Origin of the sequence: Streptomyces sp. NBC_00775 (assembly GCF_036347135.1) — a bacterium.
Lineage (GTDB): Bacteria > Actinomycetota > Actinomycetes > Streptomycetales > Streptomycetaceae > Streptomyces > Streptomyces lutosisoli.
Genome location: NZ_CP108938.1, coordinates 1,125,112 through 1,139,338 on the forward strand (window position 1 = coordinate 1,125,112; position 14,227 = coordinate 1,139,338).

Below are 14,227 nucleotides of genomic sequence, written 5' to 3' on the forward strand. Positions count from 1 at the left end.
ACGCCTTCTGGAAGGACACGACATCTCATGGACACCATGCGTGACCGATTCGCCCCTGTCGTCTCACGGCTGCTCGACGAGGACCCGCGCGTCGCGGTCGTCCTCGCCGAGATCGGCAAGGACGGATTCACGGAGGCACAGCGCCGGCACCCGGATCGGGTGATCAACGTCGGGATTCGCGAACAGCTCCTGATCGGGGCGGGCGCGGGACTGGCCCTGACCGGGCTGCGCCCCGTGGTCCACACCTTCGCCAGCTTCCTCGTCGAGCGCCCCTTCGAGCAGGTCAAGCTCGACCTCGGGCACCAGGACGTGGGCGCGGTGCTGGTGAGCGCCGCCGCCTCCTTCGACTGGCCCGCCGGCGGCTTCACGCACATGGCGCCCGGTGATGTGGCCCTGCTCGACACGCTGGACGGCTGGACCGTGCATGTCCCCGGCCACCCCGACGAGGCCGAGACACTGCTGCGCCATGCCGTCGCCGCCGGGGACGACAAGGTGTACGTGCGGCTGTCCGCGCAGTCCAACACGCACGGGCACGCGGTCGACGGGACACGCTTCCTCACCGTCCGCGAAGGCCGTGCCGGTGTCGTGGTCGCCGTCGGGCCGATGCTCGACGCCGTACTGGCCGCCACGGAAGGGCTCGACGTCACCGTGCTGTACGCCACCACCGTGCGCCCGTTCGACACGGCCGCGCTGCGCCGCGCGACGGAGACCGCGGGCACCGATGTCGTCCTTGTGGAGCCGTACCTGGCCGGTACGTCCACGACGGCCGCGAACGACGCGCTCGTCGACGTACCCCACCGCGTCCTCGGTCTCGGCGTGGGCCGTCGTGAGCTGCGCCGGTACGGCACCATCGAGGAACACGTCGCCGCGCACGGCCTCGGCGCGAGGTCCCTGCGGGAGCGGATCGACGGCTTCCTGGGGGCACGGGTCGGCGTCTGATCCCCGCGCCCGGTCCCTCACACGGCTCGACGGTCGTCCCGCCGGGCCGTGTGAGCCGCTTCAGGCATCACCGCGGTCGTACGCGACGGGGGTATAGGGGTATCGACGCGCACCAGGTTGCGTATCGCGGGCACCGACAGCAGGGCCGTCGAGACGACGAGGGTCATGACGCCTGCGATGAGGAGGACATGGTCCGCGCCTAGGGCCGTGGCGGCCGGTCCCGCCAGGGCCTGGCCGACGGGCATCATCGCGAGGGAGCCGGCGACGTCGTAGGCGTGGATGCGGTTGAGGACGTCCGGCGCGACCTGCGTCTGCACGCTGGTCGCCCACATCACGCCCCAGAGCGACATCCCCGCCCCCGCTATCACCGCTCCGGCCGACATGGCCGCCACACCGAGCCCCGCCCCGACGGACGCGGGGAAGCAGGCGAAGGCGAAGAGGGCGAACGAGCCGGCCCGCAGCATACGGCGGGGGCACAGCCGCAGTGCGATCAGTCCGCCGATGACGGTGCCCGCGCCGAGGGCCGAGTTGACCAGGCCGTAGGCGCGCGGGCCGTGCTGCTGGACCACCTCCGTCGCCACCAGTGGGACGGTCGGGCCCCAGATGGAGATCATGTAGACGCACCAGATGACGATGACGCCCCATAGCCAGGTCCGGGATCTGAACTCCCGCCAGCCCTCGGCGAGATCGGCCTTGAAGCTGCCGCCGTGCGCCTGGCTTCCCGGCGCGACCGGGGGCAGCCGGAGCAGCAGCAGGCACAGGGCGCTCAGCGCGTACGTGGCCGCGTGGGCCGCGAAGACTCCGCCGGCCGAGGCGAAGGCGACCAGCAGACCCGCGAGGGCGGGGCCCACGAGCTGGGCGGCGGACTCGGCGATCCTTATGGCTCCGTTGGCCCCCTGTACGTCGGTGGCGAGGCGCGGCACCGTGCTCGCGACGCCGGGCTGGAAGACCGCGCCCGCCACTCCGTTGACGGCGCCGATCGCGCAGATCTGCCAGAGGACCACATGGTCGGCGAAGAACAGCACGGCGGCGAGGGACTGGGTGGCCAGCCGCACCAGGTCGGCACCGATCATCAGCTTGCGCGTGCTGAACCGGTCGGCGATGACCCCGCCGAAGATCACCAGGCCGGCGAAGGAGGCGGCCGACGCGGCCATGGCGAGGCCGACCGCGCCCACCCCGTACCCGTACTGCAGCAGTCCCGCGGCGAGCGCCACCGGCAGCATGGTGTCGCCGAGCCGGGCGAGGGCCCGCGCGACGAAGAACAGGGCGAAGTCCCGTGACCAGACGGGCCGACGGGGCCCGTCCTCGGCAACGATGTCAGGGCGGCCGGGACGTTCGTGCGACGTCTCGGTAGTTCCGGGCAGCGTCGCGAAGTCTTCGTGCGGTGCTCCGGAAGCAACGCGTCGCCCCTCAGAAGCTCCGCGTCGATTCTCCGAGGCTCCGCTCCGTGTCTCGGAAGCACATGACGGCTTCTCGCCCGATGACGTGCCGGCCATCCCGCTCGCACCCCTCCCCTGTCGCGCCCTGTCCTGCCGATGCCCCACCACTCCCCCGCGGAGTGGAGCGTCCCGCTCTCCACTCCTGCTGCCGGATCATGCCACGGGGCACTGACAACGCCGGAAGAATTTCAGTCGCCGGACGGGAGGCCCAACTCCGGGTAGGAGTCGAGCAGTCGGGGCGGGGCCGCCTGGCGCCAGGAGTCGGCGAGGATGTCGCGGAGTTCGTCGTCGTCCTCCAGGGAGGCGAGCCGGACCCGGACCCAGGCGAAAACCGCCTCGTGGTCGGCGATCCAGAACTTCCCCGGCTCGGCCAGGACGAGTTCGTCGCGCTCCTCCTTCGGGCAGCGCACGGCGATGGAGGTCTCCTCCTCGGGCAGCGTGGCGAACATCTTTCCCGCCACCCGGAACGTGGGCATGCTCCAGGCGATCTTCTCCGTCGTGTCCGGCAAAGAGAGGGCGATACGGCGTACGTCTTCGGCATCCGGCATGAGACGCACCGTAGCCAATGGCACTGACATCGCGGCTGCTCGGAGCTCGCGCCGGACCCGGTGCGGGTCTTCGAGACAGGTGACACCTGATCCTGGTGGTTGGCACCACCCTGAGAAACGCCGAAGCCGTACCTGATTTCCGCTGTGCCCGTTTCCGCGGTCCGCACTGCACTAGCGTCGGGTCCCGTGATCGTATGGCTCAACGGCACCCACGGTGCGGGCAAGACGACGACCAGTCCACTCGTGCAGCAGCTGATCCCGGATTCACGGGTGTTCGACGCCGAGAAGGTCGGCGAGACACTCATGGACATCACGCCGGGGCTGCCCAGAACGGACAACTTCCAGCACTGGCCGCCGTGGCGGCAGCTCGTGGTCGAGACCGCCCGCCGCGTACTCGACTACACCGGCGGCACCCTGGTGATGCCCATGACTGTCCTGGTCGAGGAGTACTGGCGCGAGATCAGCACGGGCCTCGCCCAACATGCCATTCCGGTACGGCACTTCGTCCTCCACGCCGACCAGGACACCCTCCGCGGGCGTATCGAGGGGGACGCTCTTCTTGGCCCCTCCCCGTTCCGCCTCACATACCTTGAGCCCTACGCCGAGGCGGCCCGCACGTGGCTCCACGGCGAGGCCGAGGTCGTCGACACCACGCACCTCACGCCCGCCCAGGCCGCCCTGCGGATCGCAGAGGCCGTCAAGAGCTGAGGTCGTCACCTGCCGACGGCCGCCGCTTCCGCCCCGGCTTCTCCTCCCGCTCCTGCCCCCTCTCCGGCCCCCACGTGCTTGTAGAAGATCGTCGTCGGGCGCAACTCGCCCGACGGCGAAGCCGCGTAGTCGGGTATCGCCCCGAGCCGGGTCCAGCCCGCCGAGTGATAGAGGGACTCGGCGGGGCTGTCGGTCTCGGTGTCCAGATGCAGGAGGGTCACTCCCGCGGCGGCCGCCTCGGTCTCGGCGGCCGCCAGGAGCGTACGGCCGAGGCCTTGTCCGCGGCCGTCCCGGTGCACCATCAGCTTCACGAGTTCGGCACGGTGGCGGCTGTTGGGCTTGTCCGGGAAGGCGAGGCTGACGGTGCCGAGCAGCCGGGCCTCGTCAAGAGCCACCCACACGGCGAGATGACCGGCCGACACCGCGGCCGCGCGCCCCTCCCACCAGGCGACGGCCGCCGCGCGGTCGAGCGGCCAGAGGAAACCGACCGAGGCCCCGCCGGCCACGGTGTCCGTCAAGACGTCGGCCAACTCCTCGGCGGACGCGATGAGTTCGGCCGCACTGAGCCGGGAGACGGTGGTCACGGCAGCACCACCGCCAGCGCGTACCGCACGTCCTCGGGGCCGGGGCAGCGAAAACGCGTCGGGCCCCACACCCGCAGCCGGAGGCAGTCGCCGGCGGCGAGGCGGTGGTCGACATCCTGCGCCGTCACGTCCAGCGTTCCGTCGAGGACCCAGATGTGCTGTTCCAGGCCGGGCACGGGAGGACGGTCGTACGCGATGTCGGCGCCGGCCGCGAGCCGTCCCTCGACGAGTTCGCCGCGCAGCCCGGCGTGCGGCGGCGACACCGATCGCCGTACGAAACCGGAGGCCTTGTCCTCCCAGATCACCTGGTCGGCCGCCCTCACCAACAGCGCGGGTTCCGCCTCGATCTCGCTGAGCAGCTGCGACATGGTCCGCCCGTACACCCCGCACAGGCGGTTCAGCAGCGAGGCCGTGGGGCTGATCTCCGCGCGCTCGGCACGGGACAGGGTCGAGCGGCTGACCCCGCTGCGCTCCGCCAGCTCTCCCAAAGACCAGCTGCGTTCGGCCCGCAGCTCGGCCAGCCGGGCCCCGAGCCGGACGTCGACGGCATCCTCAACATCGTTTCCCATATCCGGGATGCTATCCCAGATGCGAAACACACGACAGGGGAGGCATGCCCGTCATTCCACGGTCGCGGCCTCCGCCAGTGCCTCCAGTACCGGCCGGATCAGCGGGTGCCCCTCCGCTCCGCGGCGTACGGCGGCGAAGACGCGGCGGGTGGGCGCGACGCCGTCGACCGGGCGTACGAGGACCCCCGTGAGATCCATGCCGCGCAACGCCGAGCGGGGCACCAGAGCCACGCCCGCGTCGGCCGAGGCGAGGGCGACGACGGCGCGGAAGTCGTCCGAGGAGTGTTCGAGGCGCGGCTGGAATCCGGCGTTCTCGCAGGCCAGGACGACCACGTCGTGGCACGGGTTGCCCGGGTACGGGCCGATCCACGGGTCCTTGGCCAACTCGGCGAGCGGGACCTCGTCGGCACCGGCCAGGCGATGGGTGACCGGGACGACCGCGTCGAAGGGCTCGGCGTACAGGGGCACGTGCGTGAGGCGCGGGTCGTCCGCGTCCGGGCCGCCCCGGTATTCGACGGCGACCGCGATGTCGACCTGCCGGTCGAGCACCATCGGCAGGCTGGCGTCACCCTCGGCGTCCTGGACGCGGATGTGGATACCGGGCGCCGTGGTGGCGAGGCGGGCCAGCGCGGGGGCGACGACCAGGCCGATGCCGGTCGCGAAGGAGGCGACGGTGACGGTACCCGCGGAGCCCGAGCTGTACGCGGCCAGCTCGGCTTCGGCGCGCTCCAGTTGGGCGAGCACGGCGTTGGTGTGGCTGAGCAGGATCTCGCCGGCGGGCGTCAGCCGTACACCCTTGGCACCGCGCTCGACGAGCCGGTGCCCCGTCTCCTGTTCCAGCGCGGCCAGCTGCTGGGAGACGGCCGAGGGCGTGAGATAGAGCGCGGCGGCAGCCGCCGTCACCGTGCGGTGGTCGGCCACCGCACGGAGGATGTGGAGCCGCCGCGCTTCGATCATGTGACCGATTCTCTCAGGTCACGCGCGCCTTTCAGCTCTCCAGCTCCGCGCGTGCGGCCACGAACGCGTCCACCGCCCGGTTCACATCCTCCGTCGAGTGCCCCGCGGACAGCTGCACCCGGATACGGGCCTGCCCCTGCGGAACCACCGGGTACGAGAAGCCGATCACGTACACCCCGCGCTCCAGGAGCAGCTCCGCCATGCGCCCGGCGACGGACGCGTCGCCGATCATGACGGGGGCGATCGCATGGTCGCCGGGGAGGATGTCGAAGCCCTCCTCGGTCATCCGGGAGCGGAAGAGCGCGGTGTTCTCGGCGAGCCGGACGCGCAGGTCGTCGGCCGACTCCAGCAGGTCGAGGACCTTCAGGGAGGCCGCCGCGATCACCGGGGCGAGCGTGTTCGAGAAGAGGTACGGACGCGACCGCTGGCGCAGCAGGGCGACGATCTCGGCGCGGGCGGCGACGTAACCGCCGGACGCCCCGCCGAGCGCCTTGCCCAGGGTGCCCGTGATGATGTCGACGCGGTCCATCACGCCGTGCAGCTCGGGGGTGCCGCGGCCGCCGGGGCCGACGAAGCCGACGGCGTGCGAGTCGTCGACCATGACCATGGCGTCGTAGCGGTCGGCGAGGTCGCAGATCTCCTTCAGGGGCGCGACATAGCCGTCCATCGAGAACACGCCGTCGGTGACGATCAGCCGGCGACGGGCGTCGGAGGCCTCCTTGAGCTGGGCCTCCAGATCGGCCATGTCACGGTTGGCGTACCGGAAGCGGCGCGCCTTGGACAGCCGGATGCCGTCGATGATCGAGGCGTGGTTGAGGGCGTCGGAGATGACCGCGTCCTCGGCTCCGAGAAGGGTCTCGAAGACACCGCCGTTGGCGTCGAAGCAGGAGGAGTAGAGGATCGTGTCCTCCTGGCCGAGGAACGCGGACAGCCGCGCCTCCAGCTCCTTGTGCACCTCCTGCGTACCGCAGATGAAGCGCACGGACGCCATGCCGTAGCCCCAGCGGTCGAGCGCCTCGTGGGCGGCGGCGACGACCTCGGGGTGGTCGGCGAGGCCGAGGTAGTTGTTCGCGCAGAAGTTGAGGACCTCGCCGGGGCGGCCGCCCGCGGTGACGTTCACGGTCGCGGACTGCGGGGTGCCGATGACGCGCTCGGGCTTGTGCAGTCCGGCGGCGCGGATCTCGTCGAGGGTGGTGCGCAGGTCGTCGCGTACGGAATCGAACATCATCAGTTCCTTAGAGAGTTCCGTGGAGATCGTGGAGGTCTCAGACAGTCCAGTCGAGGATGACCTTGCCGCCGCGGCCGCCGGCCGCGTCCGCGAAGGCCGCCTCGTGGTCGCGGTAGCCGTACCGGCCGGTGATGACGGGCGCGAGGTCGAGGCCGCCTTCGAGGAGGACCGACATGGCGTACCAGGTCTCGAACATCTCGCGGCCGTAGATGCCCTTGATCGTGATCATGGAGGTGACGATCCGGGACCAGTCGACCGGGAACTCCTGGGCGGGCAGGCCCAGCATCGCGATACGGCCGCCGTGTGTCATGTTGGCGATCATGTCGCGCATCGCTTCGGGGCGGCCAGACATCTCCAGGCCGATGTCGAAGCCCTCGCGCAGACCCAGTTCGCGCTGACCGTCGGCGATCGTCCCGTGCGCGACGTTCAGCGCGAGGCTCACGCCGATCTTGCGGGCCAGCTCCAGGCGCTCCTCGCTGACGTCGGTGATGACGACGTTGCGGGCACCCGCATGGCGGGCCACGGCCGCGGCCATCAGGCCGATCGGGCCCGCGCCGGTGATCAGGACGTCCTCGCCGACCAGCGGGAAGGACAGCGCCGTGTGCACGGCGTTGCCGAACGGGTCGAAGATCGCGGCGACGTCGAGGTCGACGGGGACGCGGTGCACCCACACGTTGGCGGCGGGCAGGACCACGTACTCGGCGAACGCGCCGTCGCGGCCGACGCCCAGGCCGACCGTGGCGCGGCAGAGGTGGCGGCGCCCGGCCAGACAGTTGCGGCACTTGCCGCAGACCAGGTGACCCTCGCCGCTGACGCGGTCGCCGACCTTGATGTCGGGGACGTCACGGCCGGTCTCGACGACCTCGCCGACGAACTCGTGCCCGAGCACCAGCGGCGTGTCGATGGCCTGCTGCGCCCAGCCGTCCCAGTTGCGGATGTGCAGGTCGGTGCCGCAGATCCCGGTCCTGAGGACCTTGATCAGTACGTCGCCGGGGCCGGCCTGCGGCTCCGGAACGTCCGCGAGCCAGAGCCCGGGCTCCGCCTTCTCCTTGACCAGCGCCTTCACGCTACGGCTCCTGTGGGTGAGGTCCCGGGGCAGGGCACGCCGAAGGAGCCCGTACCGGGGAGAGGGGTGAATTCCCGTAGGAATCTGCCGTACGCCGGTGCTCTTGGTCCATCGAGGTTTTCTTAAGCGCGGCCGCAGCTTTCCTTCACGCCTGTTCCCTGAGCAGCGGCCGCGGCTTCTTTCACGCCTCCCCGCGGACCTGCCCCCGCTCGAAGTAGGCGACCAGTTCCGCGGCGAGCGGCGGCACCTCGCGCGCGCTGCCGCCGTCCCGCAGTGACTCGGTGGCCCGGAATCCGGCCGCCACCGCCATACGCGCGGCGACCGGGGAGGTGTCGGTGCGCCCGCCCTCCCGCACGAACCGCAGGAATTCGTCGATCAGCAGCGGGTCGGCACCCCCGTGCGCGGTGTCCTCGTCGGCCTGCGGCACCGGGTACTCGGCGTCGGCCCGGTCCCGCTGCCCCGAGCGGCGGCTGTTCCACACCTTCACCACGCCGCCGGGCCCGTCCCCGAAGTTCTCCAGGCGGCCCGCGTCACCGATGACGGTGTAGTTGCGCCAGTAGTCGGGGGCGAAGTGACACTGCTGGTAGGCCGCCAGGACCCCGTTGTCCAGGCGCATGTTGACGAGCGACACGTCCTCGACGTCGATCACAGGGTTCAGCGCCCGCTGGGTGTGCGGGGGCCAGTGGCCGTCCTTCGTGTACCAGTCGGCCGTCTTGGGCTCTCCCGGCGCCCGCCTGTGCGGAATGTCCCCGTACACCATGAGGTCGCCGAGCGCCTGCACCTGCCGGGTGTAGCCACCGGCCAACCAGTGCAGTACGTCGATGTCGTGGGCGCCCTTCTGCAGCAACAGGCCGGTGGTGTACCGGCGTTCGGCGTGCCAGTCCTTGAAGTACCAGTCTCCGCCGTAGCCGACGAAGTGGCGCACCCACACTGTTTTGACCGTGCCGATGTCGCCGCGCTCGATGATGTCGCGCATCAGCCGGATCACCGGCATGTGGCGCATGTTGTGGCCCACATACAGCCGGCTTCCGGTCTCGAAGGCGGTGCGCAGGATCCGGTCGCAGCGCTCGATGGTGATGTCCAGAGGCTTCTCGACGAAGACGGCCTTGCCCGCGCGCAGCGCCTCGCACGCGATGTCGGCGTGTGTGTGGTCCGGGGTGAGGACGAGCACGGCGTCGACTTCGGGGTCGCCGATGACCTTGTGGTGGTCGTCGACGGTCCGGGCGCCGGGGATGCGGTCGGCGGCGCGGTCCCGCAGCACCGGGTCGTGTTCGGCGACGACGGTCACGCGGGAGCCCCGGCCGGGACGGTGGGCGATGCGCGCGAGGGAACCGCGCAGGCCGAAGCCGAGGGCACCGAGACGCAGGTCGGTCATGGTGTGCCTTTCCATGCGGTGTCGAAGAGGCTCGGTGCGCAGCGTTCCTCCGTACCGGGCGGGTCAACCTCTCCTGGGCACCGACATACGACTGCCGACATGCGACTACGGAGACATGCCGTACGTACATCCCATGTGGGCGCATCACACACACCAACGCCGGGCGCCGACTGCCCGGCCCCTCGTCAGAACCCCAGGCCGCCCTCCCGCCGTGCCAGCAGCTCGACCAGTTCCGCCGCCAGCGACTTGATGGTCTCCAGCCCTGCCTTCCCCCAGGGGCGCGGCTCGACGTCGACGACGCAGACCGTGCCGAGGGCGATGCCCGTGTGGTCGATCAGCGGGGCGCCCAGGTAGGAGCGGACGCCGAAGTCGTCGACGACCGGGTTCCCGGCAAAGCGCGGATAGTCGCAGACGTCCTCCAGGACCAGCGCCTTGCGGCGGACCACCACATGGGGGCAGAAGCCGTAGTCGCGGGTCATGTAGCGGCCCACCTGGGGGGCGGCGTTGTCCTCGGTGCCGCCTGCGGGCAGGACGCCCGGGCCGCCTGCGTCCGGGGTGTGCAGACCGGCGAAGAACTGCCGGTTCTCATCGATGAAGTTGACCATCGAGTAGGGAACCGCGGCGACCTCGGCGAGCCGGTCCGCGAAGGCGTCGAAGGCCGGTTCCGTGCGCTCCCCCAGCCCCAGTCGGCGCAGCCGCCGCACCCGGGCCGGGGCGTCCTTGTCCTCAGGGGTGAGCAGCAGACGACCGGCCGTACGCGGCGGGTCGTAACTCATGTGCGGGCTCCCTGGCTCGGGGTGGGTGTCATGTGTGGGCTCCGTGGCTCGGGGCGTGTGCGGGCGCGTGGGCGAGCAGGTGGCGGACCAGGGTGAGCAGGGTCTGCACGCCCGAGCTGGAGATCCGGGCGTCGCAGCGCACGACGGGGATCCCGGGGTCGAGGTCGATGGCCGCGCGCACCTCCGCGGGGTCGTAGCGGTACGAGCCGTCGAACTCGTTGATCGCGACGATGAATCCGAGGCCGCGCTGCTCGAAGAAGTCCACGGCCGCGAAACAGTCCTCCAGTCGGCGGGTGTCGGCAAGGATCACCGCGCCCAACGCGCCTTCGGAGAGCTCGTCCCACATGAACCAGAACCGCTCCTGCCCGGGTGTGCCGAACAGATAGAGAACGTGTTCCGGATCGAGGGTGATGCGGCCGAAGTCCATCGCCACGGTGGTCTCGACCTTGTTCTCGATGCCGTCGAGACTGTCGGTCGCTGCGCTGACCGTGGTGAGCAGCTCCTCCGTGCTGAGCGGCGCGATCTCGCTCACCGCGCCGACGAAGGTTGTCTTGCCGACTCCGAACCCTCCCGCCACCAAGATCTTCAATGCGGTGGGGAAGGGATCAGAGCTGTCGTCGTAGTCCATCGAGCACTGCCTCCAGAAGAGACCGGTCAGTGGGGTTGTGGTGGAAGGACGGGGGCTTCGTGGTGAGCGCCCCGCAGTCGACGAGGTCGGACAGCAGGACCTTGGTGACCACCGCCGGGAGCTTCAGATGGGCGGCGATCTCCGCGACCGAGACGGGCATCCGGCACAGTTCGAGTGCCTGGCTGTGCTCGGGGCCGAGGTAGCCGAGGGGGGTGGCTCCGGTGGCCATGACCTGGGACAGGAGGTCGAGCGCGGTCGTGGGCCGGGTCCGGCCGTTGCTGACCGTGTAAGGGCGCACCAGCCGTCCGGCCGCGTCGTCGAGCCAGGGCCCGTCGCCGGCCGCGGCCACGCTCAAGGCCTCATCGCCGAGGGGCCGACGGCGGGCTGCCGGGGCGCGGTCATCAGATACGGCCGGACGCTCTTGACGAGCATCGCCATCTCGTAGCCGAGCACCGCCGCGTCCGCCTCGCGTCCGGCGAGCACGGCGAGACAGGTTCCGGAGCCCGCGGTGGAGACGAACAGCAGGGTCGAGTCGAGTTCGACGACGACCTGCCGTACGTCGCCGCCGTCCCCGAAGCGGACGCCCGCGCTGCGGCCGAGGGAGTAGAGGCCGGAGGCCAGCGCCGCCATGTGGTCGGCGCTGTCCGGGTCGAGGCCGTGGACCGACTTCACGAGCCCGTCGCAGGACAGCAGTACCGCGCTGGTGGTGTGGGGTACGCGCTGTACGAGACCGCTCATCAGCCAGTCGAGATCGGATACATGGCCGGTCGGCGCATCGCTCGCCATGGTGGATCGACTCCTTGGGGTACGAAGGTCTGCGGGAGCGGAGGAAGTGGGGGTGGGGGTGGTGAGGGGCGTCGTCATCCGGCCGGTGTGCTCCCGTCGTGCCGGGCAGTGAGGTCATGTCCGGGCGTGGGCGCGGTGTCCCGCGTCCCCTGCGCGTCGTGCGGCGCCGGCGCGTGCGCTTCGGCTATCTGCGCCGTGGGCGCGGGTGTCGCGTCCATCAGCGGTACGTCCCTGAGGGCACCGACGTTGGGGGTGTCGGCGGCGGAGGACGACCCGTCCATCTGGGCCACGCCATCCATGTGCAATACATCCAGGTGCGGTCGCTCCATGTGGGCGTCGTCCATGTGCGAGTCGTCCATGTGCGCGCGCGTCACGTGGGCGTGGTCCATGTGCGCACCATCCAGGTGGGCCGCGCCCACCGGCGGCACGTCCACCCGGACCACCTCCAGAGGCGGCAGCGGATCCGTGTGCACCAGGTCCAGGTGCGCCCGGCTCTTGGACGATGACTGCACGGGCGATGCCCCCATGCGCTCCGTCTCCGCGTGAGCCGCCTCCGCGAGACCGATCCCCCGCTGGAACGCCGCCATCAGGCCCGGGTCGTGGCCGGCGACGTACTCCGTCTCCTGGCGGGGTGCGGGCCCGTCGCGCAGTTGGGGCGCGATGTGCTCCTGGGCACGTCGCCTGGGCAGTTGGGGCTTGCCCATGGTGCCGCGGACGGCGCCGCCGCGCGGCGTGGGCGGCACGGCCGCGTTCTCCGCCGCGGTGCGCCGGTCTTCGGGGCGGATGCCGGGCAGGGCCTCCGCCGGGTTGGGCCGTTCCCTGTGGGTACCTCGCACGGGGAGCGGCGCGGGACCACTGCCGCCCACGACCGGTGCGAGCGGCGTGCCCGGTACGGCGGGCGGTGGTGCCTGGTCCCGCCGGGACTGCCGCGGCATGGGGGACACCGCGCGGCCGCCGGGCGACGCGGGTGCCGGCACCGGCTGCGTGACCTGCGGTCTCGCGGGCGGGCGCCCTCCCCCGGGCACCTCCTGCGGCTGCCCCTGCGTGACGTCCCCGGGGGTGCCCGGCGGGGTACCCAGCAACGCCTGCGGCACGACGAGTACCGCCTGGACACCGCCGTAGATGTTGGTCTGCAGCCGGACATGGATACCGTGCCGCCGGGCGAGCTGCGAGACCACGAACAGGCCGATGCGCCCGTCCTGCAGCAGGCTGGCGACATTGACCTGGTCGGGGTCGGCGAGCAGGGCGTTCATCTTGTTCTGCTCGCCGAGCGGCATGCCGAGGCCCCGGTCCTCCACCTCGACGGCGAGTCCGGAGGTGACCAGGTTGACGCGGAGCAGCACTTGGGTGTGCGGGGCCGAGAACACCGTGGCGTTCTCGACGAGTTCGGCCAGCAGGTGGATGACGTCGGCGACCGCGTGCCCGCGCAGGGTGCCGTCGATCGGGGGCACCAGCTTGACCCGCGAGTACTGCTCGACCTCGGCGATCGCGGAGCGCAGCACCTCGGTCATGGAGACGGGGTTGCTCCACTGACGGCGCGAGACGGCGCCGCCGAGGACGGCGAGGTTCTCGGCGTGGCGGCGGATGCGGGTGGCGAGGTGGTCGACGTGGAACAGGCCCTTGAGCAGGTCCGGGTCCTCGATCTCGTTCTCCAGCTCGTCCAGGATGGAGATCTCGCGGTGCACGAGGGACTGCAGGCGGCGGGCCAGGTTGACGAAGACCTCGACCTTCTGTTCGCTGCCCGCCTGGCTGGAGAGCTGCGAGGCCTGCACGACGGCCACGACGGCACCGTCGTGCGCCCGCGAGAGGTCGGCGGCGAGCAGCTCGAAGTCGTCGGCGTCCGCCGGGGGTTGGCGACGGGCCTTGCGCGCGGGCGGGGTCTCGCCCCGGCGCAGTCCCTCGACGAGGCCGCGCAGGTCGTCCTCCGTCCGCGCGCTGGTGCGGCGCAGAGCGCCGATGCGGTCCCGTACGGACTTGGCGGCACGGTCGGCGGCCACGGCGGCGATCAGGATGCCGGCCAGGGCCACGCCCACGGCTCCGGCGAGTACGGCCCACAGGATGAGGCCGGGCCGGGCGCCGGTGGAGCGGACGGTGAACAGTACGGCCGCGCACGCGCTGAGGGCCACCGCGATCGGTGGCAGGACCGCCAGACGCAGCAGCTGGGGCCGCAGGTGGGTCTCGGGCAGCGAGGGGGCGGTATGGGCGACCGGTCGCCCGTGCCGTCCGCCCTCACGGCGGTCTGCGCGTGCGGCCGGTGCGCGAAGGTGAGACATCGGTGTCCTCGTACTGTGGCGTCGGAAGCGCGGGGGCTCCCGCGGTCTGCGCGACTCGGGCGTGCGCCATCGCGGTGTCGGTCGAGAGTGCCGAAAAAATCGGCCCTGCGTCGCCCGACGGCAACTCACAGTAGTCGGCAACGCATCATGTGCGGTGGGCAGTTGACAAAGTCCCACGGTCAGCGTCCCGCTCTGGTATGAGGCCTCGTACGACAGACCGATAACTCCATCGGACACGCGTTCCAGCGGGGCGTCGATCCGATCGGAGCTGGTCAGGAGTGGTCATAAACAGGCAGCGAGGGCCGGGGAGCAGTTCGCTCCCCGGCCCTCGCCGTCCATCGGAAATTCAGG

The 14,227-nt window shown here is 71.2% G+C and carries 15 protein-coding genes; 2 read left to right on the top strand and 13 right to left on the bottom strand.

The window, feature by feature from the left end:
• Positions 1-27 precede the first annotated feature (27 nt).
• Positions 28-939: a transketolase family protein gene (locus OIC96_RS05265; RefSeq protein WP_330309042.1), complete on the top strand. Its 912-nt coding sequence runs from the start codon at positions 28-30 to the stop codon at positions 937-939.
• 17 nt (positions 940-956) lie between these two features.
• Here the strand turns inward: OIC96_RS05265 and OIC96_RS05270 are convergent, their stop codons facing one another.
• Together OIC96_RS05270 and OIC96_RS05275 are read right to left on the bottom strand one after the other, a co-directional pair.
• Positions 957-2,255: an MFS transporter gene (locus OIC96_RS05270; protein ID WP_330310379.1), complete on the bottom strand. Its 1,299-nt coding sequence runs from the start codon at positions 2,253-2,255 to the stop codon at positions 957-959.
• Positions 2,256-2,566: 311 nt separating this feature from the next.
• A complete protein-coding gene (locus OIC96_RS05275) occupies positions 2,567-2,926 on the bottom strand; it encodes an MmcQ/YjbR family DNA-binding protein (RefSeq protein WP_330309041.1) in 360 nt (119 codons plus the stop codon).
• 186 nt (positions 2,927-3,112) lie between these two features.
• Between OIC96_RS05275 and OIC96_RS05280 the strand changes: the two genes are divergently transcribed.
• Complete coding sequence (locus OIC96_RS05280) at positions 3,113-3,634, top strand: ATP-binding protein (protein WP_330309040.1); 522 nt, start codon at positions 3,113-3,115, stop codon at positions 3,632-3,634.
• A gap of 5 nt (positions 3,635-3,639) precedes the next feature.
• On the opposite strand, the gene OIC96_RS05285 is transcribed toward OIC96_RS05280, so the two are convergent.
• The 11 genes from OIC96_RS05285 to OIC96_RS05335 form a co-directional block, all read right to left on the bottom strand.
• A complete protein-coding gene (locus tag OIC96_RS05285; RefSeq protein WP_330309039.1) occupies positions 3,640-4,218 on the bottom strand; it encodes a GNAT family N-acetyltransferase in 579 nt (192 codons plus the stop codon).
• Positions 4,215-4,787, bottom strand: a complete 573-nt coding sequence (locus OIC96_RS05290) for a helix-turn-helix domain-containing protein (protein ID WP_330309038.1) — start codon at positions 4,785-4,787, stop codon at positions 4,215-4,217. The genes OIC96_RS05285 and OIC96_RS05290 overlap by 4 nt, the downstream gene beginning before the upstream one ends.
• Before the next feature lie 51 nt (positions 4,788-4,838).
• Complete coding sequence (locus tag OIC96_RS05295) at positions 4,839-5,744, bottom strand: LysR family transcriptional regulator (protein WP_330309037.1); 906 nt, start codon at positions 5,742-5,744, stop codon at positions 4,839-4,841.
• A 31-nt stretch (positions 5,745-5,775) separates the two neighbouring features.
• Positions 5,776-6,969: a glycine C-acetyltransferase gene (locus tag OIC96_RS05300; RefSeq protein ID WP_330309036.1), complete on the bottom strand. Its 1,194-nt coding sequence runs from the start codon at positions 6,967-6,969 to the stop codon at positions 5,776-5,778.
• 40 nt (positions 6,970-7,009) lie between these two features.
• Positions 7,010-8,038: an L-threonine 3-dehydrogenase gene (gene tdh / locus OIC96_RS05305; RefSeq protein WP_330309035.1), complete on the bottom strand. Its 1,029-nt coding sequence runs from the start codon at positions 8,036-8,038 to the stop codon at positions 7,010-7,012.
• A 181-nt stretch (positions 8,039-8,219) separates the two neighbouring features.
• The gene (locus OIC96_RS05310) at positions 8,220-9,413 is read right to left on the bottom strand and encodes a Gfo/Idh/MocA family protein (RefSeq protein WP_330309034.1); all 1,194 of its coding nucleotides are present in this window, start codon (positions 9,411-9,413) and stop codon (positions 8,220-8,222) included.
• Between the two features lie 185 nt (positions 9,414-9,598).
• Entirely contained in the window at positions 9,599-10,189 is a 591-nt protein-coding gene (locus OIC96_RS05315; protein WP_330309033.1) for a GAF domain-containing protein, read from the bottom strand.
• Between the two features lie 28 nt (positions 10,190-10,217).
• Positions 10,218-10,817 carry a GTP-binding protein gene (locus OIC96_RS05320; RefSeq protein WP_330309032.1) on the bottom strand — a complete coding sequence of 200 codons (600 nt, stop codon included), beginning with the start codon at positions 10,815-10,817 and terminating at the stop codon, positions 10,218-10,220.
• Positions 10,795-11,166: a DUF742 domain-containing protein gene (locus tag OIC96_RS05325; RefSeq protein WP_330310378.1), complete on the bottom strand. Its 372-nt coding sequence runs from the start codon at positions 11,164-11,166 to the stop codon at positions 10,795-10,797. The genes OIC96_RS05320 and OIC96_RS05325 overlap by 23 nt, the downstream gene beginning before the upstream one ends.
• Positions 11,167-11,168: 2 nt before the next feature.
• Positions 11,169-11,603 carry a roadblock/LC7 domain-containing protein gene (locus OIC96_RS05330; protein ID WP_327433695.1) on the bottom strand — a complete coding sequence of 145 codons (435 nt, stop codon included), beginning with the start codon at positions 11,601-11,603 and terminating at the stop codon, positions 11,169-11,171.
• Between the two features lie 74 nt (positions 11,604-11,677).
• On the bottom strand, positions 11,678-13,876 hold the full coding sequence (locus tag OIC96_RS05335) for an ATP-binding protein (protein ID WP_330309031.1): 2,199 nt from the start codon (positions 13,874-13,876) through the stop codon (positions 11,678-11,680).
• Positions 13,877-14,227 lie beyond the last annotated feature (351 nt).

Coding starts and splice junctions, on each gene's coding strand:
- OIC96_RS05295 (WP_330309037.1), bottom strand. CDS start 5,744: ATGATCGAAGCGCGGCGGCTCCACATCCTCCGTGCGGTGGCCGACCAC.
- OIC96_RS05335 (WP_330309031.1), bottom strand. CDS start 13,876: ATGTCTCACCTTCGCGCACCGGCCGCACGCGCAGACCGCCGTGAGGGC.
- OIC96_RS05315 (WP_330309033.1), bottom strand. CDS start 10,189: ATGAGTTACGACCCGCCGCGTACGGCCGGTCGTCTGCTGCTCACCCCT.
- OIC96_RS05265 (WP_330309042.1), top strand. CDS start 28: ATGGACACCATGCGTGACCGATTCGCCCCTGTCGTCTCACGGCTGCTC.
- OIC96_RS05290 (WP_330309038.1), bottom strand. CDS start 4,787: ATGGGAAACGATGTTGAGGATGCCGTCGACGTCCGGCTCGGGGCCCGG.
- OIC96_RS05330 (WP_327433695.1), bottom strand. CDS start 11,603: ATGGCGAGCGATGCGCCGACCGGCCATGTATCCGATCTCGACTGGCTG.
- OIC96_RS05300 (WP_330309036.1), bottom strand. CDS start 6,969: ATGTTCGATTCCGTACGCGACGACCTGCGCACCACCCTCGACGAGATC.
- OIC96_RS05310 (WP_330309034.1), bottom strand. CDS start 9,413: ATGACCGACCTGCGTCTCGGTGCCCTCGGCTTCGGCCTGCGCGGTTCC.
- OIC96_RS05275 (WP_330309041.1), bottom strand. CDS start 2,926: ATGCCGGATGCCGAAGACGTACGCCGTATCGCCCTCTCTTTGCCGGAC.
- OIC96_RS05320 (WP_330309032.1), bottom strand. CDS start 10,817: ATGGACTACGACGACAGCTCTGATCCCTTCCCCACCGCATTGAAGATC.